Consider the following 24710-nt stretch of genomic DNA (forward strand, 5'->3'; position numbering starts at 1 on the left):
AGGCGCCGTACAGGGCGCGGCGGCGGTGGACGACCAGGGGGTACCAGTCCGACACCGTCAGCAGATCCCGCAGCGGATGACGCTCCAACACGTCCAGCACGGTCGCGTCTCCGGCGGCGGCGAGGCGTTCGAGCGCGTCCTCGTCCTCGTCCGACAGGAGGCGGGTGAGGCGCGTCAGGACTCGCCGGTCCTTCGCGGGCGCCTCGCGCGCGGCCCGCGTGAACAGCGCCGCGCCTTCGGTGAGCATGAGTTCGACGTCCTGGCCGCGCGGCACCTTGATCTGCGCGTCGTGCCACCAGTGCGCGATCGGGTCGCCCCACGCCTCCACCCGGAACGACCACGACCCGGTCTCGGTCGGCGTCACCTGCGCCGACCAGCGGTCCAGGCCCGCCCCGACCTCGGCCATCCGCTGCCCCGGCAGCTCCTCGCCGTCCGGCGTGCGCAGCACCGCCGCCGCGCCCAGCATCTCGTGCCCCTCCCGGAACACCGTCGCCGACACCTCGACCGTCTCACCCACCACGGCCTTCGCCGGCCACCGGCCGCACCCCACCACCGGCGCCACATCCACGATCGGGATGCGACCGAGCTCGCCCTCCAGCTTCACCTGCATTGCCGCTCCCGGATCGTCAGTGGTGGTCCCAGACATCCATGCCCCGTCCGCAACCTCCCGGCCATCCGCACCACCACAAGATCACGCAAAGAACCGGCCTCCCGATGGACAATGTCCATTAGGCAGGAATTCGCCAGATTTAAGGCAGATTTGATCTTTGAACTCCTTGTCGCGCTACTCCCGTAATGCGGGCTAGTCGGCGAATGAAGGAGTTCATCGGTGAGCAGAACGAGAATTGCGCGGACGGTCCTCGGCGCGGCGGGGCTGGCCGCGATCCTGGGCGGTGCGGCCGCCTGCGGCGGCGGGCAGGAGCGGACGGCGGGCCAGGTCGCGGCGGAGTCGTCGGCGTGCGCCCAGATCCGGCAGGACATCGCGGCCGGGAGGGCGGTGGACGTCGGCGCCGCCGAGAACTGCGACCAGGCGGAGTTCGCCGCGCTGGAGGACCAGCGCCAGGCGGCCAGGGCCAAGGGCGAGAAACCCGCGATGCAGGTGAGCGCCACGTGCCGGGCCGTCAACGAACGGGCTGCGCAGGGCGACCCGGCGCTGGACTTCGGGCTCGCGTTCCACTGCCGGCAGCGCGAGCGTTTCGCCAATACCGCCAACGCGGTCAGCGGCCTAGGCCCGGCGAACAAGATCTCCTCGCTCTGCCTCGGGGAGCGGGCCAAGAAGGCGCGGGGCGAGAGCACCGACGCGTTCACCGAGTCGTTCTGCGGCAATGAGGAGGCCGCCGCGAAGAACGCCGGCGCGGCACCGCCCCAGACCGCGCCGCCCAAGACTGCGCCGCCCCAGAAGGCGGAGCCGACCGGGAGCGCGGCGCCCGAACCGTCGCGGAGCGCGGCCCCCGCCGCGTCCGGTGACGTCGTCTGCCAGGGGTCGACGGTGACGCTGTCCGGCGAGGCGGGCGCCCCGGCGGCGTCCAGCGGCACGCTTCCCGTCGGGACGAAGGTGAAGGTCACCAACCTCGACAATGACAAGTCGACGACCGTCGAGGTGACGTCCGTGTCCGGCAGCTGCATGCTGCTGAACAACGCCGCGTTCGAGCAGGTGCGGGAGGCGGGCAAGTTCCTCATCCGCCGCGCCCGCATCGAGCGCGTCGGCTGACGGGAGAGGGCGGGCCCGGCGAGGCGCCACCAGCCGGGCCCGTCCGGCCGACCGGCCGCCGGCCCGGCGGTCCGGCCTAGGGCGAGGGATGGGCGGCGAGCGCCTCGCGGGCGGTGGCCACGTCCGGCGCGATCGCGACGCGGCGCTGCAGCCCGGCCACGTCCGACACCCGGCGGACCAGGCCGCGCGGCGGCAGCACCACCCACATGGGCACCCCCAGCTCGCTCGCCCGCATCTGCGAACGCGTGATCACGTTCAGCCCGTTGGAGTCGCAGAACGTGCAGCCGGTGAGATCGAGGATCAGGGCCGGTGTCCCGGAGTCGAGGAGCCGCACGGCCTGGGCGAGGATCTCCTCGCCGTTGCTCAGGTCGACCTCGTCCGGGAACGTCAGCGTCCCGCAGGTCTCCGTGATCTCCACCCGCGCTGCTCCGAGCTCCATCGTTCGCCCCAAAGTCGGTTTCCTCACCTGGATGACAACGGGGGGTACTCCACTGCGACTGTAAGCGTTGATCCTGGACGAAACCTGAAAGAAGAAGTCAAGTCTAGGGCGTCCCTCGCCCATATCCGAGACGAACTCGTTCGCTCGCGTTTCGTCCGGGTCTGTCGTTTTCGTCCGCTGCCTCGCCTGCCCGCCGGGGCGCGCGGCGGGGGCGTGCGGGTGCGCCGCCCCGCCGGGCGTCTCGTGGTGACAAAGCCATATATTTCACCCGGCGGCCTGCTAGAACCGGGGGTGTGGGAATGAGCACGGACCCAGTGGTGATCGACGGAGGCGACCGCTCCTGCGTGCGCCTTCTGCTGGAGTTGCGCGGGCGCCTCGCCGGACTCGCGCCCGGCACCGTCGTCCACCTGATCGCCCTCGACCCGGCGGCCCCCATCGACCTGCCCGCCTGGTGCCATCTGACCGGCCACGCCTACCTCGGCCCCGTCGAGCGCGCGCCGGCCCCCACCTATGCCCTGCGGGTGGCCGCCGATCCCCGGCCCACGTCCCCCGAATCGCCCTGGCGCCCGCGCTGAGAGGCTATTGGCGACGCGCCAATTAGCGGTTACTGTGGCGTGGGCGTCGAAGGGACCATTGCCATGGGCGGACCGTCGGTCGCGATCGTGGGGAGCGGGTTCAGCGGGCTCGGGCTCGCCATCGCGCTGAAGCGCGCGGGCTTCACCGAGCTGACCGTCTTCGAGCGGGCCGACGGCGTCGGCGGCGTGTGGCGCGAGAACACCTATCCCGGCGCGGCGTGCGACGCCCCCTCCCACCTGTACTCCTACTCGTTCGAGCCGAAGCACGACTGGTCGCGCCGGTTCGCGCCGCAGCCGGAGATCCTCGACTACCTGCGCGGGTGCGCGCGCAAGTACGGCGTCATGGAGCACATGAGGTTCCGGACGGAGATCGCCTCCGCCGACTTCGACGCCAAGGAGGGGCGCTGGAACCTGCGGACGGCCGAGGGGGAGACGTGCCCGGCGGAGGTGCTGGTCTCGGCGTGCGGGCAGCTCAGCCGGCCGCACCTGCCCGACATCCCCGGCCTGGAGTCCTTCGGCGGCGCCGTGTTCCACTCGGCGGAGTGGGACCACGGCCACGACCTCTCCGGACGCGACGTCGCCGTCGTCGGCAACGGGGCGAGCGCCGTCCAGTTCGTCCCGCGGATCGCGCCGCGGGCCGCGAAGCTGACCGTGTTCCAGCGCGAGCCGCAGTGGGTGGGCTGGAAGTGGGACCGCCGCTACCCGCGCGTCCGCTCCCGGCTCAACCGCCGGTTCCCGGTCCTGCAGCGGCTGTCCCGCCTCGGGGTGTTCGTCTGGTTCGAGGTGCTGCTCAACCCGATGCTGATCTCGCCGCGCGGGCGCCGGGTGCTGTCCGCCCACATCCGGGCGCTGTGCCGCGCCACGCGGTGGTCGGTGCGCGACAAGGAGCTGCGGAAGAACCTGACGCCCGGCTACGAGCTCGGCTGCAAGCGCGTCCTGGTGTCCAGCGACTACTACAGGACCCTCAACCTCCCCCACGTGGACGTCGTCACCAGCCCGATCGTCAAGGTCGCACCGGACGCGGTCGTCACCGCCGACGGGAGGTCGCACCGGGCCGACACGATCATCATGGGCACCGGTTTCCAGTCGCACGGCTTCGTCGCGCCGATGCGCGTCTCGGGGCTGGACGGCCGCGCGCTGGACGACGCCTGGCGGGACGGGCCGCGCGCCTACCTCGGCATGACCGTCGCCGGTTTCCCGAACTTCTTCCTGATGTACGGGCCCAACACCAACGTCGGTTCCGGGTCGGTGGTACACATGCTGGAAAGCCAGATCGCCTACATCGTGCAAGCCGTCCGGGCCCTGCGCGACCCGGAGGTGCTGTACATGGACGTCCGCGAGGACGTGCTCTCCGCGTTCGACGAGCGCCTCCAGCGCCGCCTCGGCGGGACCGTCTGGAACGCCGGCGGCTGCACCAGCTGGTACACGCGGGGCGGCCGCAACGCGAGCAACTGGCCGGGCTCGATGCTCGGCTACCGCCGCCGGACCCGCGGCCTCGACCCGTCCGACTACCACTTCGTGAAGCGCTGACATGGCCCGCGCCTCCGCCCACCCGCTGCTGCGCGCGCTCGACGGGATCCTCGTCATCCCCCCGGAGCACCACCGGCCGGACACCGGCCGGGCCGACGCCGCCTCGATGCTCGCCTGCGACCAGGACGCGCTGTCCGCGCTGATCCGGCACGGGCTCCCGGCCACCGGCGGGCGCGGCCGGGAGCGGTTCGACTCCCGGGACCTGTTCAACCTCGCCCTCTACTCCGGCTCCGGGCGCACCGCGGTCGAGCGGGGCGTCGCGTCCGCCCTGCGCTGGACCCGCTCGTCCTGCGAGGACCTCATCGCGCCCCGCATGTCCCGGTTCGAGCTGCGCGTCGCCTGCGGCGCCCCGGAGGGCTGCGGGCCCGGCGCCCGCAACACGCTCGCCCGGCCCCGGACCGGCGCCTACGGCGGGAAGGTCCGCCAGGTCCGCGCCCTGCCGGCCGGCGCGGCGCGCGACGTCCCCGCCGGGCCGGCGGCGACCGCCCGCGGGTCCGGGCCGGCGCTCACCCTCTCGGCCGTGCTGCGGACGGTCGGCGACTGCCCCGTGCTGCGCTCGCCCGCGCTCCGCGCGATCCTGCGCGAGTTCGTGGGCGCGGAGCTGCGCTGGCTGCGGCTCCCCGAGGCGATGCGGAACGACGAGTCCCTCATCCCGCGCGGGTTCGCGAGCTGCGGCTCTGCCAGCCGCTACATCGCCCGCCTCTGCCGGGAGGAGGGCATCCCCGCCACCACGCGGATCGGCTGGCTCGTCGGCCTGCCGGACCTCGTGCACGCCTGGGTGGAGGTCGTGGACGACGACGGCGTCACCAAGGTCATCGACCCGACGTTCGTGCTGCTCGCCGAGGTGATCCCCGGCGCCAACCCGATGCTTCGCGACCCCGGCATCGCGTTCCGCACGAACCGCCTCATCCCGACCGCACTGGGCGTGGGCGCCGACCTCGCGTCCCACACCTGCGCCGCCGGCCGGGCGCCCCGCGTGACGACGACCCTGGACCCGCTGACCTGACCGCGGCGGAGTCAGGCGTCGCGGACGGCCTCGGCCATCGCGGTGTCGCCCTCCGCCAGGTAGCCCTCGACGACGCCGGCGCGGTCGGCCTCGGGGCGGTTCTGGCTCATCTTCGCCTTGGCCTCGATCCTGCTGATGACCAGTTCCAGGCCCACGATCGCGCGCAGCTGCCCCGAGATGAACTCGGCGGGGGCGTCGTCCACCGCCCAAGACGGGTCGCGGCCGCTCTCGTGGCGCTCGGTCAGGCGGCGGACCATCGACTCGACCCACGCCGGGTCGTCGTGGACGACGAGGCGGCCGTAGACGTGCGCGGTGAGGTAGTTCCACGTCGGCACCGCGCGGCCGTGCTCGTGCTTGGACGGGTACCAGGACGGCGACACGTAGGCGTGCGGGCCGTGCAGGATGAACAGCGACTCGCCGGCGGCTGGCTCGCGCCACTGGTCGTTGTTGCGCGCGACGTGCGCCAGGATCGCGCCGTGCTCGCCCACCGACGGGTCGTACAGGATGGGCAGGAACGTCGCGATGAGCCCGCGCGGCGTGCTCGTCACCAGGTCGGCCGCGTCGCATCCGGCCAGCAGCTCCCTGACCTCGGTGTCATTTGCAGCGAAATGCGCCGGAACGTACATGCGGCCGACGCTACTCGGTTGTCGGAGGCGCGTGCGAAGGTGGTGGGGTGAGCGCCGAAGAGGAGCGTGCCGGGGTCCGGCTGACCAACCTGGACCAGCCCCTGTTCGAGGGAGCGGGCGCGACGAAGCGCGACCTGGTCGACTATCTGGACGCCGTCGCCGACCGCCTCGTCCCGCAGCTCGCCGGCCGCCCCCTGTCGGTGATCCGCGTGCTGCGCGGCCAGAAGCCGTTCATGCAGAAGAACGTGCCGAAGTACACGCCGGAGTGGGTGCGCACGGTGCGGATGTGGGCCGAGACGTCCCGCCGCGAGGTCGCGTACGCGCTGTGCGACGACCGCCGCACGCTGCTGTGGTTCGCCAACCAGCGCGCCGTCGAGTACCACCCGCCGCTGTTCCGCGCGGACGCGCCGGACCGCCCCACCCACCTCGTCATCGACATCGACCCGCCGGGGTCCGGCGCGTTCGGCGCCGCCGTCCGCGCCGCGCATCTCGTCCGCCGGGCGCTGGAGGAGTGCGGGCTGCGGGGCGCGGTCAAGACGAGCGGCGCGAAGGGCGTGCACGTGTTCGTGCCGCTGGACGGCCGGACGCCCGCCGAGGACGTTGCCGCGGCGACCCGCGCGCTCGGCGTCCGCGCCGAGCGGCTCGACCCCGGCCTCGCGACGACGGCGTTCATCCGCGAGGACCGGGACGGCAAGGTGTTCCTCGACTCGACCCGCGCCGGCGGCGCGACCGTGGCCGCCGCCTACAGCCCGCGCATCCGCCCGGGGACGCCCGTCTCGTTCCCCGTCGCGTGGGACGACCTCGACGGCGTCGCCCCGGCCGACTTCACGATCAAGACGGCCCTCGGCGTCCTCGGCGGCCGCGACCCCTGGTCCGGCCTCATGCCGGAACCGCAGTCGCTGCCCGCCGACCTGATCGAGCACGGCCGCACCATTCCGATCGCGCGCGTCCAGGCGATGCACGAGGGCAAGCGCCGGGCCAAGGCGCGCCGCGACGCCGGCTGACGGACCGCCCGGCGGCGGCTCGTCGGGCGGCGGCTCGTCGGGCGGCGAATCATCGGGCGGCGACTCGCCGGGCGACGAATCATCGGGCTGCGCCGCGCGTTTCCGGGGCTTCCGGAAGCGGGCCGGGAAAATGCCCGGCGAAAGGCTCAGGAATTGAGGACCACCGGCAGCGCCCGGTGGCCGTTGGAGATGAACGACTCGACCGGGCGGAGTTCGGCCGGGTCGACGGCGAACTCCATATCGGGGAAGCGGCCGAAAAGCGCGGGCAGCGAGATCTCGGCCTCCATCCGCGCGAGGTGCGAACCCACGCAGAAGTGCACGCCGTGGCCGAAGGAGATGTGCTCCTTGTTCGCCCGCCTGATGTCGAACAGGTCGGCGTCGTCGCCGTGCAGGGAAAGGTCGCGGCCGGCGGCCGCGTAGGCGGCGAGGATCGCCTCGCCCTTCCCGATCGTGACGCCGTCGACGTCGATGTCCTCCACCGCGTAGCGGAGCGGCAGGTTCGCGACGGGCGCCTGCCAGCGCAGCGCCTCCTCGATCACCTCGGTCCACGGCACCTCGCCGGACCGGACGAGCGCGCGCTGCTCCGGGTGCGTCAGCAGCGCGGTGATCACCTGGTCGAGCAGGTTCACCGTGGTCTCGTGCCCGGCGGAGATCATCAGGATCAGCGTGTCGACCAGCTCGGTCTCGCTGAGCTGCGAGCCGTCCTCGTCGCGGGAGGAGATGAGCACGCCCGCCAGGTCGTCGGCGGGCTCGCGGCGCCGGAACGCGACGAACTCCTGCAGGATGCCGTACATCTCCGCCTGGTTGGCGAGCGCCTCCTCCGGCGTCAGCGCCGTGTTGAAGATGCCGTCCACGCAGCGGCGCAGGCTCGGCCGGGTCGCGTCGGGGACGCCGAACAGCCGGCAGATCACCTCGATCGGCAGCGGGTAGGCGAACGCCTCGCGCAGGTCGGCGCGCCCGTCCGGGGACGCGGCCAGCCCGTCGATGAGCCCGGCGGTGATCCGCTCGACGTCCGGCCGGAGCACCTCGGTGCGGCGCGGGGTGAACGCGCGGGAGATGATGGCGCGGAGCCGGCGGTGCTCCTCGCCGTAGGCGGTGAACATGTTCTTCACCGAGACCCACAGGCTGAGCGGCCACTCCTCGCCGACCTCGCCGTCGATCCATTTCGTCCAGTGCAGATTCGGGTCCTTCGACACCCGCGGATCGGCCAGCAGCCGCTTGAGCTGCTCCTGGCCGGTCACCGCCCACGCGGCGACGCCGCCGGGCAGTTCCACCGGCGTCACCGGGCCGCGCGCCCGCAGTTTCGCGGCCTCTCCCTGGACATCGCTGCCGGACGGGTCGATGACGAATGGATTCTCCATTGCGGCCCTCTCTGCGGACGCGTCGGAGCGCACCGTAAAGGGGGCGGCTCCCGGACGGACAATGCAGCCAACGTACGGCGCACCGCGCCCGCCCGCTAGATCATCTCGCCGGATTGCCCGCGGATTCCCTTTTTCGGCCTTTCCTTAAATGGCGGCGCGGAAATCCTCAGTTCGGGACTCGGTGTGCGGGAGATCGGTGAAGCGGCCGGCCGGGTCCGGCTCGGCGCCCGCGGCGGCCGGCTCGCCCCACCCGTGGCCGGGCGTGACGACGTTGTCGGGCGGGGCGTCCGCGGCCTGCCCGTACAGGTAGGAGCCGAGGCCGATCAGCAGCCGCTGCACGTCGGCCTGCGGCCGCACGACCAGCCGCAGGAACTGGCTCGTCGAGCCGAGCTTGTTGCCGCACTCCCGGACGAACACGCCGTGGTGCGCGATCAGGTGGTCCCGCAGCGCCACGCCGTCCTTGCCGTCCGGCAGCTTGACCATGATGAAGTTGCCCTGCGACGGGAACACCTTCAGCCCCGGCAGCGAGGCCAGCTGCTGCGCCATCAGCATCCGGTCGCGGGACAGCAGCCGCAGGCTCTCCCGGTACTCGGCGCCGTGCTCGCGCAGCAGGAACACCACCACCTCGGCGAAGGAGTTGAGGTTCCACTTCGGCAGCGCCGCGCGGACGGTCCGCGCCAGCGCGGGGTTGGCGACCAGGTAGCCGAACCGGATGCCGTGCAGGCCGAAGTTCTTGCCGAGGCTCTTCAGCACGATGACGTTGGGGCGGATCCGGGCCTCGTCGGCGACGCTGGTGTGCGGTTCGGCGTCCACGAAGTCGAGGAACGACTCGTCCACGACCACGAGGTCCAGGTCGATGAGGCAGTCCAGCAGCCGGACGACCTCGCGGCGCGGGACGTAGCCGCCGTCCGGGTTGTTGGGGTTGCAGATGACCGCCGCCCGCGAGCCGCGCGCCCGGACGAAGTGGACGAACTCGTCCACGTTGCACTCGAAGCCGCGCATCTCGTGGAGCTGGAACATGTCGACCCGCTTGCCGGTCTCCAGCGGCTGGTCCGTCCAGCGGCCGAACGTCGGGATCGGGGTGGCGAGGCTCTCCCGCACCAGCAGGTGGTCGATCCAGGTGATCAGCTCGGTGGACCCGTTGCCCATGACGACCGTCTGCGGGTTGTGCCCGAGCGTCGAGCACAGCTCCGCGGTGATCGTGTCGGCGTCGCTCGGGTAGTACTTCAGGATCTGCTCCAGCGACCCCGCGAGCTGGGAGAACATGCCCGGCGTCGGGAAGTAGGGATTGCACGGGATGCAGAAGTCGACCAGGTCGTGGCGGCCGGACGAGGCCCGCTGGAGGGCGAAGAAGGACGGGCTGTGCGCGTTCTTGCGCAGCAGGCTCGGATCTATCGGCTCCGTGGACACGAAAGACGGTACGCGCCCGCGCGGAGCGGGGTTCAGCGGCGCCCGGCGTCGTCGGCGAGGAGCTTGCGGAGCTGCGCCGCCGCGTCCGGTTCGAGGGCGGCGAACCGCTCCCGGTACAGGGCGGTGGACGCGGGCGCGGGCCAGTCGCCGGGGAGGTGCTCGGCGGGCAGGCCGGGGTCGGTGCGCAGCAGCTGCAGCCAGTCGGCGCCGAGCAGGGTCAGCCGGGACAGCGGCCGCCCGCGCCGCTCCCGGTCGGCCGTCCAGGTGGCGAGGAACGCCTCGTGCTCGGCGCGGATCGCCTCCACGTCCCACGCCCGGTGCAGCAGCCGGGGCACGTCGGTGCCCTCCACCGGAACGGAGTAGAACGCGTCGGCAAGCTCCCCCAGCTCGGCGAACTCGGGCCCGGCGAAGATCGCGGCGATGTCGACCCGGCCGGGCGCGATCCACAGCCCGTCCCGCAGCCCGCCGAACCCGGCCCAGATCAGCCGGGCGCGGATCTGGTGGCGCAGGTCGCGGCGGCTCTCCGGCATGGAGTAGCTGAGCAGCGTCCACTCGCCGCCCGGATGGGTGAACGGCTGCGGGGACCGCACCCGCGGCCTCGCCTCGCGCAGCAGATCCTCGGCCCACGGGGTGAGCGAGAACCGCGCGGTGCGCCCTTCCCGGACGCGGGCGAGCAGCCCCTTGCGGGTCATCCGCGCGAGCGTGGCGCGGCCCGCCGCCTCCGCGACCCCGAGGTCCTCCAGCAGGTGCAGGAACACCCGCGAGCTGATCGGCGGCAGGTCGCGGTCGAGGACGAGCGAGCCGAGGAAGCTGAACAGCAGCTGCTGCGGTGCGCGCCGCCGCCCCCGTGCGCCCGCGGACGCGTCCCGCTCGGCGATCATGCCCGTCCCTCCGGTCGCCGTCGTGTCCCCGTGGTGTCCCGTCGTGTGCAGCGTCGTCATCGGGGACATCTCACCATGCCGCGCCGCCCTCCCGCCGTGACCAAGGTTATTCGATGAAATCTTGACGCACGACAGTAGTGAATCTAATTTCTAGGGAACGAGCGGATCGGAAGGGTGCCCATGGAGCTGAACGGGAAGGCGGCGGTGGTGACCGGCGCCGGGCGCGGCCTCGGCCTCGCCTACGCGGCGGAACTCGCCCGCGCGGGCGCGGCGGTCGTGGTCAACGACGCGGACGCGGCCGCCGCCGAGGCCGCGGCCGAGCAGATCGCCGACGCGGGCGGGCGGGCCGTCGCGCACCCCGCCGCGGTCGGACCCGCCGAGGCCGCCGACGCCCTGGTCGGGCGGGCGGTGGCGGAGTTCGGCCGACTGGACGTGATGGTGACCAACGCCGGCGTCCTGCGCGACCGCGTGCTGTGGAAGATGACCGACGACGACTTCGACACGGTGGTCCAGGTCCATCTCAAGGGCACGTTCACCTGCGCCCGCGCGGCGGCGCGCCGGTTCCGCGAGCAGGGCGAGGGCGGCCGGCTCATCCTGGTCGGCTCGCCGGCCGGGCAGCGCGGCAACTTCGGACAGACGAACTACTCGGCGGCCAAGGCCGGGATCGTCGGGTTCGTCCGCACCTGGGCGATGGAGCTGGCCCGCGCGGACGTCACCGTGAACGCGATCGTCCCGGTCGCGGCGACCGCGATGACCGAGACGATCCCCGCGCTCGCCCCGTACGTCGAGGCGATGCGCCGCGGGGAGGAGATGCCGTCGTTCGCCCGCCGCGCCCTGGCCTTCGGCACGCCCGAGGACGCCGCCGGGCTGGTGGCCTTCCTCGCCTCGGACGCCGCGTCCGGCATCACCGGGCAGGCGATCGGCGTCGGCGGCGACCGGCTCTCCCTGTGGACGCACCCGACCCAGGCCGTCGCCGCCTACCGGGACGGCGGGTGGAGCGCCGACGACATCGCCGCCGCCTGGCCCACGGTCTTCGCCGAGCACGAGCAGACCGTGGGGGAGAACCTCCCCGAGGAGCAGCCGCGATGAGCGGCCTCGACCTGGACGCGCTGGAGGCCGTCGACGTCCACGTCCACGTGGAGTCCGACCTGCACGGGCACCTCTCGCTGCCGGACGAGTTCATGGAGGCGTCCGCGAAGTACTTCGGCGCCGACGCCAACCGCACCCCCACGATCGACGAGATCGCGTCCTACTACCGGGAGCGGCGCCTGGCGGCGGTCGTGTTCACCGTCGACATCGAGAACGCCACCGGCCATCCGGCCATCTCCAGCGAGGAGATCGCCGACCGCGCCGCCGAGCACCCCGACGTGCTCATCCCGTTCGCGAGCATCGACCCGGCGAAGGGGCGGGCCGGAGCCCGGACGTTCCGCCGGCTGATCGAGGAGCACGGGGTCCGCGGCATCAAGTTCCACCCGTCGCTGCAGGGCTTCGCGCCCAACGACCGCAGCGCCTACCCGCTGCTGGAGGTCGCCGCCGAGCACGGCGTCCCCGCCCTGTTCCACACCGGGCAGACCGGGATCGGCGCCGGCATGCCGGGCGGCGGCGGCATCCGGCTCGGCCTGTCGAACCCGATGCTGCTGGACGACGTCGCCGTCGACCTCCCCGACCTGACGATCATCATGGCGCACCCGTCGTTCCCCTGGCAGGACGAGGCCCTCGCCGTCGCCACGCACAAGCCGAACGTCTACATCGACCTGTCCGGCTGGTCGCCGAAGTACTTCCCGCCGCAGCTCGTCCGCTACGCCAACGGGCTGCTGCAGGACAAGGTCCTGTTCGGCTCCGACTACCCGGTGATCACCCCGGACCGGTGGCGGCGGGACTTCGACGCGCTGGAGATCAAACCGCACGTCCGCCCCAAGATCCTCAAGGACAACGCCGTCCGGGCGCTGGGCCTCGGCAGCAAGGAGAAGGCATGAGCACGACCGTCGCGTACGAGGACCTGAAGAGCCTGGCCGGCGGCTCGCTCGGCACCACCCGGTGGCTGGAGGTGGACCAGGCCCGCATCAACATGTTCGCGGACGCCACCGGCGACCACCAGTGGATCCACGTCGACCCGGAGCGGGCGAAGGACGGACCCTTCGGCGGCCCCGTCGCGCACGGCTACCTGACGCTGTCGCTGGTCATCCCGCTGTGGACGGAACTGCTCGACGTCACCGGCGTCACGACGAAGGTGAACTACGGCCTGAACAGGGTGCGGTTCCCCGCTCCCGTCCCGGCCGGCTCCCGCATCCGCCTGTCCGGATCGCTCGCCGACGTGGCGGACATCGCCGGCGGCGTCCAGGTGACCGCCGACCTGACGGTCGAGATCGAGAACCACGCCAAGCCCGCCTGCGTCCTCCAGGCGATCTTCCGCTTCCACCCCTGACCCGCGGCCGGGCGGCGCCGCTGGTCCCGTCACCGGCACGATCGTGCTGTCGCTGTCGCTGTCGCTGTCGCTGTCCGCTGTGCGTTCGTTCCCGGCCGCCCGCCTCCGTCCCCTGCCGGGGGAGACCCGCGGCCTGCCCGGACGGGGCGGGTCGCGGAACTCCGGTCACTTGTCCGTATGATGGACAACGAGTGATCCAGCACGGCGGGCGAGGGGATGATCGATGCCACGGGAAGGCACCGGACCGGATTTCATCGAGGCGCTGGCCCGGGGCCTTGACGTCATCACCGCCTTCGAGGCGCGGCGGCCCGTGATGTCGCTCGCGCAGGTCGCCGAGGCCGCCGGGCTGGCCCGGCCGACCGCCCGCCGCATCCTGCTCACCCTGCAGGAGCTCGGCTACGTGCGCGCCGCCGACGGCGGCTACGCCCTCACCCCGCGCGTCCTCGACCTGGGCGTCGCCTACGTCCGGTCCATGGGCCTGTGGGAGGTGGCGCGCCCGCACATGGAGCGGCTCGTCGCGAAGACGAACGAGTCGTGCTCGATCGCGCAGCTCGACGGGTCCGACATCGTCTACGTCGCGCGCGTCGCCGTACCGAAGATCGTCGCGCTGGCGGTGCAGATCGGCACCCGGTTCCCGGCGCTGCAGACCTCGCTCGGCAAGGTGCAGCTCGCCGCGCTCGACCCCGCCGAGGTCGACCGGATCCTCGCCGAGCCGAGCCGCTCCGGCCTGGAGCCCCGCGTCCAGCTCACCAAGGCCGAGCGGGACGCGGAGCTGCGCGAGGTGCGGGCGCGCGGCTGGGCGCTGACCGACGAGCAGCTCGCGCGCGGCATCCGCTCGGTCGCGGCGCCGCTGCGGGACGGCTCCGGCAAGGTCATCGCGGGCATCAACGTCAACACGCACGCCGCCGAGACCCCCGTCGAGCAGCTCCTGGAGGAGTACCTGCCGATGCTGCTGCACACGGCGGGGGAGATCAGCGCCGACTTCGCCCGGCTGGAGACCGTCCCCCAGGTCACCCGGCCGGCCGCGGGGTGAGCACGATCCGCCCCTCGGCCCTGCCGTCCCGCTGGCGCCGCCACGCCGCCGCCGCGTCCTCCAGGGGCGCGGTCTCGTGGGCGACGGCGAGCCTCCCGGCGGCGGCCTCCCCGGCGATGAACGCGACCGACGACGCCCGCTGCGCCGCGGAGAGCTCGTTGTTGGTGTAGCCGAGCAGCCGCAGCGACTTCCCCCGGATGGTGGACGACTCGATCGGGCACGTCTCGTCCGCCGAGCTGCCCAGGTTGACCAGCCGCCCGCCGGGGCGCAGCACCCGGGCCGCGGCCGCCGCGGGGGCGCCGAACAGCGGGTCGAGGACGAGGTCCACGGGCCCGTCGGCGGCGTCGGCGAACCGCCGCGCGAGCTCGGCGGCGTCCGCGGTGTCCAGCGGCACGACCGCGTCCGCCCCGGCGCGCGCGGCCCGCTCCCGGGCCTGCGGCGACCGGGCGCCGGCGATGACGCGCCGCGCGCCCGCCGTCCGGGCGAGCTGCACGGCGGCCTGCCCGACGACCCCGCCCGCGCCGAGCACGACGACCTGCTCCCCGGCGGACAGCTCGCCGCGCCAGACCAGCGCCATGTGCGCGGCGACGGCCGACAGCCCGAGCGCCGCGACCTGCACCGGATCGGCGTCCTCGGGCAGCTCGACGAGCGAGGACTCCGGGACGGCGGCGGCCTCGGCCATGCTGCCGTCGCCCGGCGCCATCCCGGCCGGGCTCGGGAACCAGACCGTCCGGCCCCCGGCCGTCCCGACGCCCTGGACGCCCGGCACGTACGGCGTCGCCGGCGTCCCGAAGTAGGACGTCCCGGTCGCGCACAGCAGGTCGAGCGGTGTGATCGGCGCGGCGAGCACGTCCACCAGGACCTCGCCGTCGCCCGGCACGGGGGGCTTCCGCTCCGCCACCGCGGGCGGACGCCCGCACTCCCTGATCTCCGCGGCGCGCATCGGCTCAGGTCGCGATGTCGGGGTAGGGGAGCGAGAAGTGCCCGAGCCGCCGCGCGTACTCCAGCTGGAACCCGAGCGGCTCGTCGTGGTCGCGCTCGAACATCGCGATGAACAGCGTCAGCGTGAGGAACGGGTGCGCGCCCAGCTCGAACAGCTTCGGGTAGTCGTGCCCGGCGAGCGCCGCGCGCTCCTCGTCCTCGAACCGCAGCCAGGTGGACGACTCGCAGCCGTGGCAGTTGATGATGCGGTTGGCCTGTTCGTCCTCCCACCACGCCACCGTCGCCTCCGGCTCGTTGCGGTAGCGCTCGACCAGCTCCGGGTCGCGGTCGACGGTGTAGAGGAACTTGTTCAGCAGGTACTTGCTCACTTGGCCGCTCCGTTCGGGTACCAGGTGAAGTAGGCCTCCATCGTGTGGAACAGGTCGTAGGTGTCGACGTAGTCGGCCTTCCGGCCCTCGCCCGCCACGCCCATCATCAGCATGAAGTCCATGAAGCCGTGGGTGGCGTTGCCCGGCGCGTGCAGGCTGTCGAGCGTGACCTCCGACAGGCAGCCCTCGATGTCGCCGGTCGAGATCCACTCGACGGCCTTCGCGTCGAACTCGGGGTCGGGGCCGTGCGGCCCGAACTGGCGCGGGCCGCCCAGCTCCAGCGACAGGTGGCCGGTGCCGATGACCGCGACCCGCTGGTTCCCCGGCCACGACTCGACCAGCTCCCGGATCGTCTTCCCGAGCTGGACGAACCGCTTCGGCCGCGGCAGCGGCGGCGCGAAGATGTTGGTGTAGACCGGGACGATCGGCAGGTCGTTCTGCGGCCGCAGCGTGATGATCGGGCACGTGATCGAGTGGTCGATCCGCAGCTCGTTGGAGAACGCGAGGTCGAAGCCCGCGTCCATGCCCTCGCGCAGCAGGTACGCCGACAGGTCCTCCTGGCCCTTGAACAGCATGCGCGGCAGCCCGAACTCGCGTTCCTCGTTGTACCAGTTCGCGTCGTAGAACGGCGCCTTGCCGATGAGGAACTGCGGCATGTTGTCCAGCCACAGCTGGTGGAAGTGGTCGGAGCCGACCATCACCAGGACGTCCGGGCGGGCCTTCGTCAGCGTCTCGCGGAACGCCTCGACCTTGCGCACCCACTCGTCCGCGAAGTCGGGGCGGTCCTCGCCGGTCGAGGTGCTGGCGCGGTAGTAGAACGGATGGTGGGTCGAAGCGATCACAGCGACCAGTTCAGCCATGACGGTCTCCGGGGGTGTAGGGGTCGGGGGCGACGGACCGGTTGTTGAGGTCCACCGAAAGGAAGATCTCGTTGCCGACCGGGTGGCGCAGCTCCTCGGCGAGCTGGCCGATCAGCCCGGCGGTGCGGGCGAGCAGCGCGAACCCGCGCAGCAGTTCCAGCGGCAGGCCGAGGTCGGCGAGCGCGGCGCCGCACACGCCGGCGCCGTTCAGCGGCAGCGTCCGGCCGAGCACCTCGGGGTGGACGCGGCCGATCGCGGCGAACAGCGACAGGTGCGGCCCGAACAGGCCCTCCTCGGCGGCGATCTGCATCAGCCGGGGGGTGCGCGGGTCGCCGTCCTTGTGGACGTGGTGGCCGAGGCCGGGGATGAACCGCTTGGCCTCCCGCTCCGCCTGGACGGTCCGCAGCGCCAGCGCGTCCCAGCCCGCGTCGTCGGCCGGCAGGCCGCCGTCCACCGACGCCAGCACGCCGTGCAGGAAGCGGCCGGTGTCCTCGGTGACGCCGAGGAACCGGGAGCCGCCGCCCAGCAGCCCGGCGGCCAGCGCGCCCTGCACCGAGTCGGGCGCCGACAGGTACGTCAGCCGGGTGACGATCGCGGTCGGCGTGAAGCCGTGGTCGGCGAGCGCGGCCAGGACCGCCTCGAAGACCCTGGTCTCGCCGGGCGACGGCCGCCGCTGCGTCGCCAGCCAGAACGCCAGCTCGCCGAACCCGACCTCGCCCATCACGTCCTTCGCGAGGTCGCGGCCCAGCAGCGTGATCGTCTCCCGGCTGGACGCGCCCAGCGCGGTGGGGTATTCGGGTCGGTCAGCCACGGTCGTCGTCCTCCTGCGGCTCGGACAGCCATTTACGCAGCTCGGCGCCGTGTTCGTCCAGCTCCGGCGGCGGAAGGCGGTACGTCGCGGGCGTCTCGGAGAAGCGGATGGGGTGCCGGGTCGTCGGCACCGCGTGGTCGCCCTCCCCGACGACCACGATCGGGTCGAGCTCGAAGCGCTCCGCCATCGCGAACCCGCCGTCGATCGTGTTGATCGGCCCGCTCGGCACGCCCGCGTCCACCAGCAGCTCGAACCACTCGACCGCGCCGCGCCGCTTCAGCCGCTCCACCAGGATCGGGCGCAGCTCCGCGCGGTTGGCGGTCCGGTCGGCGTTGGTCGCGAACCGCGGGTCGTCCGGGACGTCCGGGATGCCGAGCACCTCGCACAGCTTGCGGAACTGGCGGTCGTTCGCGGCCGTGACGATCAGGTCGTTGTCGGCGGTCGGCAGCGGCTCGTAGGGGAACACGCTGGGGTGCGCGTTGCCCATCCGGTACGGGACGGTGCCGCCGGCGACGTAGGCGGAGCTGTGGTTGACCAGCCCCGTCAGCGCCGACGACAGCAGGTTCACCTCGACGAGCTGGCCCCGGCCGGTCGCGTCGCGGTGCCGCAGCGCCGCCAGGATGCCGATCGCGGCGTGGTTGCCCGCCATCACGTCGAACACCGAGATGCCCGCCCGGTACGGCGGGCCGTCCGGGTCGCCGGTCAGGCTCATCAGCCCGGAGATCGCCTGCACCATCAGGTCGTAGCCGGGGACCTTGCGCCCCGCCCCCGACCCGAACCCGGTGATCGAGCTGTAGACGATGCCCGGGTTCGCGGCGCGCACGGAGTCGTAGTCGAGGCCGAAGCGGGCCAGGCCGCCCGGCTTGAAGTTCTCGATCAGGACGTCGGCGCGGCGCGCCAGCTCGCGCGCGGCGGCGGCGTCCTCCTCGTCCCGCAGGTCGAGCGCGATCGAGCGCTTGCCCCGGTTGACGCCGAGGTAGTAGGTCGCGGCGTCGCCGCGCGCGGGCGGCGTCCAGGTGCGGGTGTCGTCGCCGCCCGGGCCCTCCACCTTGATCACGTCCGCGCCCAGGTCGGCCAGCAGCATCGTCGCGTAGGGGCCGGCCAGGATCCGGGAGAAGTCCGCCACCAGCACCCCCGAGAGCGGCCCGCCGCGTGTGGTGTCGTCAGTCATCCGGCTCCCTTGCTCGTTCCACGTGCCCGCCCACGTGCCGTTCCACGTGCTCGTCCACGCTCGTCCGTTCAACGGACAGTCGTCCGTCACTCCGATTCTGGCACGTACATATCCGTTGCGGTCAAGTGGTTGACACTTTGACTACCTGTGACGAGAGTAGCCATATGCAGGTTTGACCGTAGAGCGGACATCAGTCCGTGGCTGCTCCCGGCGGTCGGGACCCGAGACGAGGAGAACGAAGATGACCGAGTTCGAGCCGGGGCGTCCCCTGGTGCTGCGCGGCGGCACGGTGCTGCCGATGACCGACGGACGCGAGGTCCTGGAGCGCGCCGACGTCCTCATCGAGGGCGACGCGATCAGCGCGGTCGGCCCGGATCTCCCGGTACCGGACGGCACCGCCGAGATCGACGCGTCCGGCGGCATCGTCATGCCCGGCATGATCGACACCCACCGGCACATGTGGCAGACCGCGATGCGCGGCTACGGCGCCGACTGGACGCTGACGCAGTACTTCGTCTGGTACTACCTGGAGCACGGCAAGCGGTTCCGGCCGGAGGACGTCCACGCCGGGAACCTGCTCGCCGCGATCGAGGCGATCGACGCCGGCGTCACCACGGTCGTCGACTGGTCGCACGGCCTGCAGACCCCGGACCACGCCGACGCCGCCGTGGACGCGCTGCGCTCGGTGCCCGGGCGGTTCGTCCTGGCCTACGGCAACATCCAGGCGCCGCCCGCCGAATGGACCGCGACGCCGGAGTTCCGCGCCCTCGCGGGCAAGCTCGCCGGCGGCGACATGCTCGGCTTCCAGATCGCGTTCGACGTGCTCGGCGACCCGTCCTTCCCGGAGAAGCCCGCCTTCGAGGTCGCCCGCGACCTGGGGGTCCCCGTCACCACGCACGCGGGCGTGTGGGGCGCGACCAGCGACGAGGGCATCAAGCAGATGCACGAGCACGGGTTCATGACGCCCGAGACCGTGTACGTGCACGCCGCGTCCCTGTCGGCCGACTCCTACCACCGCATCGCCGCCACCGGCGGGTCCATCTCCGTGTCCACCGAGAGCGAGCAGAGCGCCGGGCAGGGCTACCCGCCCACGTGGGTGCTCCGCAACCACGACATCCCGGTCTCGCTGTCGATGGACACGAGCGTGTGGTGGAGCGGCGACCTGTTCTCCGCCATGCGCACCACGCTCGGCGCCGACCGCTGCCGCATGCACATGGAGGCGCACGCCAAGGGCGACACCGTCACCCACTGCAGCCTGCGCGCCGACCAGGTCGTCGACTGGGCCACCCGCGGCGGCGCCGCGACGCTCGGCCGCGACGACCTCGGCTGCCTCGCGCCCGGGAAGAAGGCCGACGTCGTCCTGATCAAGAACGACCACTCGCCGGTGTCGTTCCCCGTCCTCAACCCCTACGGGCACGTCGCGTTCCAGGCCCAGCGCGGCGACGTCCACACCGTCCTGGTCAACGGCCGCGTGGTCAAGCACGACCACCGCCTCGTCGACACCGACCTGGCCGCCGCGCGCCGCGAGGTCGAGGCCACCGTCGAGTACCTGCGCTCGTCGATGGGTGAGGAGGCATGGCTGGCGGGGATGAACCCGGACATCCCCGAGACGAAGATCCTCGACAACCCGTACACCTACACCGACTTCCGCAGCGACGTCACCCGCTCGCGGTGAGAAACGCCCCTGTGAAAGGGAACGCGTTGAGAGGGAACGCGGTGAGAGAGGGAACGCGGTGAGACGGGGACTCGCCGGACCCTGAAGGGGAGCCGGGGCGGCGGCGCGGGCACCGGCGGGCGGCGGCCGGTCAGGCCGCGCCGCGGCCGGACGCGAGGCCGGGCGGCGCGGCGGCCAGCGCCCGCTGGACGGCGTCGACCAGCGCCAGCGCCGCCTCCTCGGTCAGCTCGACGGCGACGCGCGCGGACGGCCCGTCGCCCGGGTTGGTGAAGTCGATGTTCACCGTGTGCTCGTGGCAGGCGTGGTACGGGTGGTCGACGTAGACGGCGCCGTCGGTGAGCGTGAACCAGCCGTTCGCGCCCTTCGCCGCGCCGTCCAGCGCCACCTTCACGGTCTGGTAGGTGCACATGGCGTGTCTCCTCTCGGGTGCCCGGGTCAGGCGCTCAGGTGGCGGCCGAAGAACGCGAAGATCTTCGCCCAGCCGTCCTTGGCGGCGGCGGGCCGGAACGCGGGCCGCTCGACGGCGAAGAACGCGTGCCCGGCGCCGGGGTAGATGTGGAACTCGTGCTCCTTGCCGAGCCGGGTCAGCTCCGCGTCCAGCGCGGCGACCTCGTCCGGCGCGGGGAACTTGTCGTCCTCGCCGAACAGGCCGAGCAGCGGGCACGACAGATTCGGCGCCTTCGACAGCACCGGCCGCGCGGTGAGCGGCGAGTCCGCGGGCGGGGCGTTGACGACGAACGCGCCGTAGCAGTCGACGGCGGCGTCGATGTCCAGCTCGCAGGCGGCGAGGAACGCCTGCCGCCCGCCCGAGCAGTGCCCGATGACGCCGATCTTGCCGTTGGCGTGCTCCAGCGAGTTCAGGTACGCGGCGGCCCCGGCGACGTCGCCGACGAGCTGCTCGTCCGGCACGCCGCCCTTGGCGCGGACGGCGGCGGCCTGGTCGTCGGGGCTGACCCCGGCGCCCTCGCGCGAGTACAGGTTCGGCACGACCGCGGCGTACCCGTGCGCGGCGAACGTGCGGGCGAACTCCTTGGTGCCGGGGTCGTAGCCGGGCAGGTGGTGGATCAGCACCACGCCGCCGCGCGGGGCGTCGCTCAGCGGGCGTGCGAGATACGCCTCCAGCTCGGCGTCCTCGTGCCCGGTGATGGTGACGGTTCCGGCCCACATCGCGTCGTTCATCGACCGTCAGGGCTCCCTTCTGCCGGTGGTTCGGATTTCAGGCGTGCATTTTTCAGGCGTGCAGCGTCCCGGCGCCGAGCAGGCCGAACAGCAGCAGCCCGACGATGATCCGGTAGACGACGAAGGACGTGAAGCTGTGCCGCGCCACGAACCGCAGCAGCCAGGCGATGGACGCGTACGCGACGGCGAACGACACGGCGGTGCCGACGGCGAGCGGCAGCGCGTCCGCCCCGGTGCCGAGCGCGGTGGGCAGCTCGTAGATCCCGGCGCCGGTCAGCGCGGGGATGCCGAGGAAGAACGACAGCCGGGTCGCGGCGACCCGGTCGAGGCCGAGCAGCAGCCCGGCCGAGATGGTCGCGCCGGACCGGGAGAAGCCGGGGAACAGCATGGCGAGGATCTGCGACGACCCGATCACCATCGCGTCGGTGAGGGACGTGTCGTCCTCGCCGCGCTTGTGCCGGCCGAGCCGGTCGGCGAGCCACATGACGACGCTGCCGCCGAGCAGCGACCCGGCGACCACCCACAGCGACGCCAGCGGGCCCTCGATGAGGTCCTTCGCGGCGACGCCGACGATGACGACGGGGATCGTCGCGAAGATCACCCACCAGCCGAACTTGTAGTCGTGGTGGTACCGCTCGGACGGGTCGGCGATCCCGCGCCCCCACGCGGTGACGATCCGGAGGATGTCCCGGAAGAAGTACACCAGCACGGCCGCGATCGCGCCGACCTGGATCACCGCGGTGAACCCGACGACGGCCTCGTCGTCCACCGGGATGCCCAGCAGCCCCTCGGTGATCTTCAGGTGCCCGGTCGAGGACACCGGCAGGAACTCGGTCAGGCCCTCCACGATCCCGAGGACGACGGCCTGCCCGACATTGATCACGCTCACCGGCCCGGTTCCTCTCCAGCCCCGCTCCCGCCCTGCGCGGGGGCCGCCGCGAGCCTACTGCGGCCCGCCGGGCGCGGTCCCCGCCCGGGGCGATGACTTCACCCATCCTTAACCGAACGGCCGCGTCCGGGCCGGGGACGCGCCGACGCGGGCCCATCCCGGCCTCCGGGGCTGGGTCACCCGGCCTTCGGGGTGGCGCGCAGCCCGAAGTGCAGGTAGCGCTCGCCGGTCGGGAGGGCGTAGAACGTCACGGGCATCCAGTTGTCGGTGCCGGGCTCCCGGACGGCGAAGACGTCCTCCTCGATCGCCGTCATCGGGTACTCCCGGACCGGGTCCGGCAGCATCGCGGCCAGCGGCCCGGTCGCCGTCGTGCGCAGGACGGGCCCGTCCTCGCCGCGGAGCACCTCCAGCCGCGAGCCGGCCCGCTCGTAGCGGCCGAGGTGCGGCTCGACGTCCGCGGCGACGGGCTCGGCGGGCGGCCGCAGCGCCGGCGTCGGCTCGACGCCGGCCAGCCCGGTGAAGATCTCCCGGGTCAGCGCCTCGCTGAGCCCGTCGGTGTCGCCGCCGTTGGTGAGCAGGACGGCGGCGAGGCCCTCGTCCGGCAGCATGTGGAAGTAGGCGTTCTGCCCGATCGTCGCGCCGCCGTGCCCGATCACCGGGTGCCCGTCCCAGGTCATCCTGCTCCAGCCGAGCCCCCAGGACTCGCCGAGCGTGCGGGTGTCCGGCAGCTCCGCGTGCCGGGCGGCCATGGCCGCGGCGCTCCGCGCGCTCAGCAGCCGCGCCCCGCCGGGCGCGAGCCCGCCCGTCAGGTGCAGGCGCGCGAAGGCGAGCACGTCCGCGGCGGACGCGCCGATCAGCCCGGCCGGGCCGATGGACCGCGGCAGCTGCCACACCGGCGCCCGGGACGGCGCCGCCCCGTCCGCGCTGACGTGGCCGACGGCGGCGCGGTGCAGCAGCGCCTCCTCCGGCAGCGTGATCGTGCGCCGCAGGCCCAGCGGTTCGAAGAGGCGCTCGCGCATCGCCTCGTCCCACGTCTTGCCGGTCAGCTTCTCGATGACCCGCCCGGCCAGCGAGAACCCGGCGTTGCAGTACGACCAGGTGGCGCCGAGCGGATGGTTCTGCGCCACGTCCGCGAGGACGGCGGTGTACTTCTCCAGGCAGTCGTCGCCGCGCCCGGTGTCGGTGAACACGTCGCCGTCGATGCCGCTGGTGTGGGTCAGCAGGTGCCGCATGGTGACGCGCTTCGCGGCCTCGCGGTCGGCCAGCCGCAGCTCGGGCAGCACCTCGGCGAGCGGCGCGTCGAGCTCGAGGAGCCCCTCGTCCACCAGCTGCATCACGACCGTCGCCGTCCACACCTTGGTGATCGACCCGATCTGGAACACCGAGTCGGTGGTGGTCTCCACGCCGGTGTCCTTGTTGAGGACGCCGTAGGCGGCCTCGGCGAGCTCGTCCTCCCGGCCGGGCCGCAGCCGCAGGATGCCGAGCGACGCGCCCGGCACGCGGTACCTCGGGGCGAGCGCCGCGAGCCGGCGCCGCCAGTGGTCCGCGTCGATCGGCGCGCGGTGCGAGCCGGCGGCGTCGGCGGCGTCACCCGCGTACCGCTCGGCCCGCTCCACGACGCGCCGGTCGCGGTCGCCGGCGCGGGGGCGCTGCGTCACCCCCAGATCTCCTCGGCGGTCTCCGCGATGAGGCGCAGCTTCGCCGCCTGCTGCTCGGCGGTCAGCACGTTGCCCTCGACCGTCGAGGAGAACCCGCACTGCGGCGACAGGCAGATCTGCTCCAGCGGCACGAACCGCGACGCCTCGTCGATGCGCCGCTTCAGGTCGTCCTTCGACTCCAGCTCGCCGCGCTTGGTGGTGACCAGCCCGAGCACGACCATCTTCCCCGGCGGGACGAACCGCAGCGGCTCGAAGCCCCCGGACCTGGCGTCGTCGTACTCCAGGAAGAACCCGTCCACGTCCAGCTCGCTGAACAGCGCCTCGGCGACGAAGTCGTAGCCGCCCTCCGCCGTCCAGGACGACCGGAAGTTGCCGCGGCACATGTGGGTGGTGACGTTCATGCCCTCGGGGCGCTTCGCCAGCGCGGCGTTGATCTGCTTGATGTAGCGCAGGTGCAGGTGGTCGGCGTCGTCGCCGCGCTCGGTGATCATGGCGCGCTGCGCGGGGTCGTTCAGGTAGGCCAGGCTGGTGTCGTCGAGCTGCAGGTACCGGCACCCCATCTCGCCGAGCCGCCGCACCTGCTCGGCGTACGCGGCGGCGAGGTCGGACCAGAACTCCTCGACGTCGGGGTAGACCTTCGGGTCGATCGAGGCCGGGCCGCCCCGGTAGTGGACCATGTTCGGCGACGGGATCGTCAGCTTGGGCGTCACGCCGTCCTCGACCGTCCGCTGCAGGAACGCGAAGTGGTCGGCGAAGATGGTCTCGTCCAACCGGATCTTGTCGTGCACCCGCAGCGCGGCCGTGCTGAACTCGATGTCGCCCTGCTCGTTGTGGAACCGCACCTTGATCTTGTCGTCCGCGGGGCTGATCCCGCCGAGCCGGTAGATGAAGTCCATGTGCCAGGACGTGCGGCGGAACTCCCCGTCCGTCGCCGACCGCAGCCCCGCCTCGCGCTGCATGGCGACCACGTCACGGATGGCGGCGTCCTCCGCCGCGGCCAGCGCGGCGTCGTCGATGCGGCCCTGGGCGTGGTCCTCCCGGGCGGTCAGCAGAGCCGGCGGACGCAGCAGGCTTCCGACGTGGTCGGCGCGGAACGGCGGCTCGGTGCGCAGAGACAAGACTTGCTCCTCTCGCGAGAAGGCGGTGTGGTCCTGCC

At 72.8% G+C, this 24710-nt stretch carries 26 protein-coding genes; 10 read left to right on the forward strand and 16 right to left on the reverse strand.

The genetic code is table 11. The features are described 5' to 3' along the window. Positions 1 to 610: maltotransferase domain-containing protein (locus ABTW95_RS30545; protein ID WP_500228120.1), on the reverse strand; the 610-nt coding region annotated here is incomplete at its 3' end. A 219-nt stretch (positions 611 to 829) separates the two neighbouring features. Here ABTW95_RS30545 and ABTW95_RS30550 point away from each other — a divergent pair. After that, the gene (locus ABTW95_RS30550; protein WP_500228121.1) at positions 830 to 1711 is read left to right on the forward strand and encodes an RlpA-like double-psi beta-barrel domain-containing protein; all 882 of its coding nucleotides are present in this window, start codon (positions 830 to 832) and stop codon (positions 1709 to 1711) included. Between the two features lie 76 nt (positions 1712 to 1787). Here the strand turns inward: ABTW95_RS30550 and ABTW95_RS30555 are convergent, their stop codons facing one another. Next, the gene (locus ABTW95_RS30555) at positions 1788 to 2150 is read right to left on the reverse strand and encodes an STAS domain-containing protein (protein ID WP_396451808.1); all 363 of its coding nucleotides are present in this window, start codon (positions 2148 to 2150) and stop codon (positions 1788 to 1790) included. Between the two features lie 299 nt (positions 2151 to 2449). On the opposite strand from ABTW95_RS30555, the gene ABTW95_RS30560 reads away from it, so the two are divergent. From ABTW95_RS30560 to ABTW95_RS30570, 3 genes are all read left to right on the forward strand, one after another. Next, positions 2450 to 2725 carry a sulfurtransferase TusA family protein gene (locus ABTW95_RS30560; RefSeq protein ID WP_396451806.1) on the forward strand — a complete coding sequence of 92 codons (276 nt, stop codon included), beginning with the start codon at positions 2450 to 2452 and terminating at the stop codon, positions 2723 to 2725. A gap of 63 nt (positions 2726 to 2788) precedes the next feature. Further along, a complete protein-coding gene (locus tag ABTW95_RS30565) occupies positions 2789 to 4255 on the forward strand; it encodes a flavin-containing monooxygenase (RefSeq protein ID WP_500228122.1) in 1467 nt (488 codons plus the stop codon). 1 nt (position 4256) lies between these two features. Further along, positions 4257 to 5261 (forward strand): transglutaminase-like domain-containing protein, encoded by a 1005-nt coding sequence (locus ABTW95_RS30570; protein WP_396454364.1) that lies wholly within the window; start codon positions 4257 to 4259, stop codon positions 5259 to 5261. An 11-nt stretch (positions 5262 to 5272) separates the two neighbouring features. Here the strand turns inward: ABTW95_RS30570 and ABTW95_RS30575 are convergent, their stop codons facing one another. Further along, positions 5273 to 5887 carry an FMN-binding negative transcriptional regulator gene (locus ABTW95_RS30575; RefSeq protein WP_500228123.1) on the reverse strand — a complete coding sequence of 205 codons (615 nt, stop codon included), beginning with the start codon at positions 5885 to 5887 and terminating at the stop codon, positions 5273 to 5275. Between the two features lie 47 nt (positions 5888 to 5934). Between ABTW95_RS30575 and ABTW95_RS30580 the strand changes: the two genes are divergently transcribed. Continuing rightward, the gene (locus ABTW95_RS30580) at positions 5935 to 6891 is read left to right on the forward strand and encodes a DNA polymerase domain-containing protein (protein ID WP_500228124.1); all 957 of its coding nucleotides are present in this window, start codon (positions 5935 to 5937) and stop codon (positions 6889 to 6891) included. 146 nt (positions 6892 to 7037) lie between these two features. On the opposite strand, the gene ABTW95_RS30585 is transcribed toward ABTW95_RS30580, so the two are convergent. From ABTW95_RS30585 to ABTW95_RS30595, 3 genes are all read right to left on the reverse strand, one after another. Next, positions 7038 to 8252, reverse strand: coding sequence for a cytochrome P450 family protein (locus ABTW95_RS30585; RefSeq protein WP_500228125.1), 1215 nt, complete (start codon positions 8250 to 8252; stop codon positions 7038 to 7040). A gap of 144 nt (positions 8253 to 8396) precedes the next feature. Then, positions 8397 to 9662, reverse strand: a complete 1266-nt coding sequence (locus ABTW95_RS30590; RefSeq protein WP_396451797.1) for a pyridoxal phosphate-dependent aminotransferase — start codon at positions 9660 to 9662, stop codon at positions 8397 to 8399. Between the two features lie 32 nt (positions 9663 to 9694). Beyond that, complete coding sequence (locus ABTW95_RS30595; RefSeq protein WP_396451795.1) at positions 9695 to 10603, reverse strand: PaaX family transcriptional regulator; 909 nt, start codon at positions 10601 to 10603, stop codon at positions 9695 to 9697. Positions 10604 to 10723: 120 nt separating this feature from the next. On the opposite strand from ABTW95_RS30595, the gene ABTW95_RS30600 reads away from it, so the two are divergent. The 4 genes from ABTW95_RS30600 to ABTW95_RS30615 all read left to right on the forward strand — a co-directional run bounded on the left by ABTW95_RS30600 (position 10724) and on the right by ABTW95_RS30615 (position 14001). Continuing rightward, the gene (locus ABTW95_RS30600) at positions 10724 to 11632 is read left to right on the forward strand and encodes an SDR family NAD(P)-dependent oxidoreductase (protein ID WP_500228126.1); all 909 of its coding nucleotides are present in this window, start codon (positions 10724 to 10726) and stop codon (positions 11630 to 11632) included. Further along, on the forward strand, positions 11629 to 12519 hold the full coding sequence (locus ABTW95_RS30605; protein WP_396451792.1) for an amidohydrolase family protein: 891 nt from the start codon (positions 11629 to 11631) through the stop codon (positions 12517 to 12519). Before ABTW95_RS30600 ends, ABTW95_RS30605 begins: the two co-directional genes overlap by 4 nt. Continuing rightward, on the forward strand, positions 12516 to 12968 hold the full coding sequence (locus ABTW95_RS30610; protein WP_396451790.1) for a MaoC family dehydratase: 453 nt from the start codon (positions 12516 to 12518) through the stop codon (positions 12966 to 12968). The genes ABTW95_RS30605 and ABTW95_RS30610 overlap by 4 nt, the downstream gene beginning before the upstream one ends. Positions 12969 to 13191: 223 nt before the next feature. Beyond that, positions 13192 to 14001: an IclR family transcriptional regulator domain-containing protein gene (locus ABTW95_RS30615; RefSeq protein ID WP_396451788.1), complete on the forward strand. Its 810-nt coding sequence runs from the start codon at positions 13192 to 13194 to the stop codon at positions 13999 to 14001. Here ABTW95_RS30615 and ABTW95_RS30620 read toward each other — a convergent pair. The 5 genes from ABTW95_RS30620 to ABTW95_RS30640 are packed head-to-tail and all read right to left on the reverse strand — an operon-like array spanning position 13979 to position 18153. Beyond that, positions 13979 to 14944, reverse strand: coding sequence for a quinone oxidoreductase family protein (locus tag ABTW95_RS30620; RefSeq protein WP_500228127.1), 966 nt, complete (start codon positions 14942 to 14944; stop codon positions 13979 to 13981). The two genes, ABTW95_RS30615 and ABTW95_RS30620, sit on opposite strands and share 23 nt — an antisense overlap. 4 nt (positions 14945 to 14948) lie before the next feature. After that, a complete protein-coding gene (locus ABTW95_RS30625) occupies positions 14949 to 15311 on the reverse strand; it encodes a hypothetical protein (protein WP_396451785.1) in 363 nt (120 codons plus the stop codon). Next, positions 15308 to 16153: a DODA-type extradiol aromatic ring-opening family dioxygenase gene (locus tag ABTW95_RS30630; protein ID WP_396451783.1), complete on the reverse strand. Its 846-nt coding sequence runs from the start codon at positions 16151 to 16153 to the stop codon at positions 15308 to 15310. Before ABTW95_RS30630 ends, ABTW95_RS30625 begins: the two co-directional genes overlap by 4 nt. Positions 16154 to 16163: 10 nt before the next feature. Next, positions 16164 to 16982 (reverse strand): citryl-CoA lyase, encoded by an 819-nt coding sequence (locus ABTW95_RS30635; RefSeq protein WP_500228128.1) that lies wholly within the window; start codon positions 16980 to 16982, stop codon positions 16164 to 16166. Continuing rightward, the gene (locus ABTW95_RS30640; RefSeq protein ID WP_396451779.1) at positions 16975 to 18153 is read right to left on the reverse strand and encodes a CaiB/BaiF CoA transferase family protein; all 1179 of its coding nucleotides are present in this window, start codon (positions 18151 to 18153) and stop codon (positions 16975 to 16977) included. The genes ABTW95_RS30635 and ABTW95_RS30640 overlap by 8 nt, the downstream gene beginning before the upstream one ends. Positions 18154 to 18394: 241 nt before the next feature. Here ABTW95_RS30640 and ABTW95_RS30645 point away from each other — a divergent pair, with 241 nt between their 5' ends. Beyond that, the gene (locus tag ABTW95_RS30645; RefSeq protein WP_500228129.1) at positions 18395 to 19828 is read left to right on the forward strand and encodes an amidohydrolase family protein; all 1434 of its coding nucleotides are present in this window, start codon (positions 18395 to 18397) and stop codon (positions 19826 to 19828) included. 130 nt (positions 19829 to 19958) lie between these two features. On the opposite strand, the gene ABTW95_RS30650 is transcribed toward ABTW95_RS30645, so the two are convergent. The 5 genes from ABTW95_RS30650 to ABTW95_RS30670 form a co-directional block, all read right to left on the reverse strand. Continuing rightward, entirely contained in the window at positions 19959 to 20237 is a 279-nt protein-coding gene (locus ABTW95_RS30650) for a DUF6295 family protein (protein WP_396452969.1), read from the reverse strand. Positions 20238 to 20263: 26 nt separating this feature from the next. Further along, positions 20264 to 21007, reverse strand: coding sequence for a dienelactone hydrolase family protein (locus ABTW95_RS30655; RefSeq protein WP_500228130.1), 744 nt, complete (start codon positions 21005 to 21007; stop codon positions 20264 to 20266). A 52-nt stretch (positions 21008 to 21059) separates the two neighbouring features. After that, positions 21060 to 21896 (reverse strand): undecaprenyl-diphosphate phosphatase, encoded by an 837-nt coding sequence (locus tag ABTW95_RS30660; protein ID WP_396454372.1) that lies wholly within the window; start codon positions 21894 to 21896, stop codon positions 21060 to 21062. 176 nt (positions 21897 to 22072) lie between these two features. Beyond that, positions 22073 to 23554, reverse strand: a complete 1482-nt coding sequence (locus ABTW95_RS30665) for a serine hydrolase domain-containing protein (RefSeq protein WP_500228131.1) — start codon at positions 23552 to 23554, stop codon at positions 22073 to 22075. Then, a complete protein-coding gene (locus ABTW95_RS30670; RefSeq protein ID WP_396452975.1) occupies positions 23551 to 24672 on the reverse strand; it encodes a 5-methyltetrahydropteroyltriglutamate--homocysteine S-methyltransferase in 1122 nt (373 codons plus the stop codon). Before ABTW95_RS30670 ends, ABTW95_RS30665 begins: the two co-directional genes overlap by 4 nt. Positions 24673 to 24710 lie beyond the last annotated feature (38 nt).

This window comes from Spirillospora sp. NPDC127506, from assembly GCF_040302145.1.
Classification (GTDB): Bacteria; Actinomycetota; Actinomycetes; order Streptosporangiales; family Streptosporangiaceae; genus Spirillospora.

Excerpts from the sequence above, each read along its gene's own strand:
- ABTW95_RS30555 (WP_396451808.1), bottom strand. The coding sequence starts at position 2,150 with ATGGAGCTCGGAGCAGCGCGGGTGGAGATCACGGAGACCTGCGGGACG.
- ABTW95_RS30560 (WP_396451806.1), top strand. The coding sequence starts at position 2,450 with ATGAGCACGGACCCAGTGGTGATCGACGGAGGCGACCGCTCCTGCGTG.
- ABTW95_RS30565 (WP_500228122.1), top strand. The coding sequence starts at position 2,789 with ATGGGCGGACCGTCGGTCGCGATCGTGGGGAGCGGGTTCAGCGGGCTC.
- ABTW95_RS30570 (WP_396454364.1), top strand. The coding sequence starts at position 4,257 with ATGGCCCGCGCCTCCGCCCACCCGCTGCTGCGCGCGCTCGACGGGATC.
- ABTW95_RS30575 (WP_500228123.1), bottom strand. The coding sequence starts at position 5,887 with ATGTACGTTCCGGCGCATTTCGCTGCAAATGACACCGAGGTCAGGGAG.
- ABTW95_RS30585 (WP_500228125.1), bottom strand. The coding sequence starts at position 8,252 with ATGGAGAATCCATTCGTCATCGACCCGTCCGGCAGCGATGTCCAGGGA.
- ABTW95_RS30595 (WP_396451795.1), bottom strand. The coding sequence starts at position 10,603 with ATGACGACGCTGCACACGACGGGACACCACGGGGACACGACGGCGACC.
- ABTW95_RS30600 (WP_500228126.1), top strand. The coding sequence starts at position 10,724 with ATGGAGCTGAACGGGAAGGCGGCGGTGGTGACCGGCGCCGGGCGCGGC.
- ABTW95_RS30605 (WP_396451792.1), top strand. The coding sequence starts at position 11,629 with ATGAGCGGCCTCGACCTGGACGCGCTGGAGGCCGTCGACGTCCACGTC.
- ABTW95_RS30610 (WP_396451790.1), top strand. The coding sequence starts at position 12,516 with ATGAGCACGACCGTCGCGTACGAGGACCTGAAGAGCCTGGCCGGCGGC.
- ABTW95_RS30615 (WP_396451788.1), top strand. The coding sequence starts at position 13,192 with ATGCCACGGGAAGGCACCGGACCGGATTTCATCGAGGCGCTGGCCCGG.
- ABTW95_RS30620 (WP_500228127.1), bottom strand. The coding sequence starts at position 14,944 with ATGCGCGCCGCGGAGATCAGGGAGTGCGGGCGTCCGCCCGCGGTGGCG.
- ABTW95_RS30640 (WP_396451779.1), bottom strand. The coding sequence starts at position 18,153 with ATGACTGACGACACCACACGCGGCGGGCCGCTCTCGGGGGTGCTGGTG.
- ABTW95_RS30645 (WP_500228129.1), top strand. The coding sequence starts at position 18,395 with ATGACCGAGTTCGAGCCGGGGCGTCCCCTGGTGCTGCGCGGCGGCACG.
- ABTW95_RS30650 (WP_396452969.1), bottom strand. The coding sequence starts at position 20,237 with ATGTGCACCTACCAGACCGTGAAGGTGGCGCTGGACGGCGCGGCGAAG.
- ABTW95_RS30655 (WP_500228130.1), bottom strand. The coding sequence starts at position 21,007 with ATGAACGACGCGATGTGGGCCGGAACCGTCACCATCACCGGGCACGAG.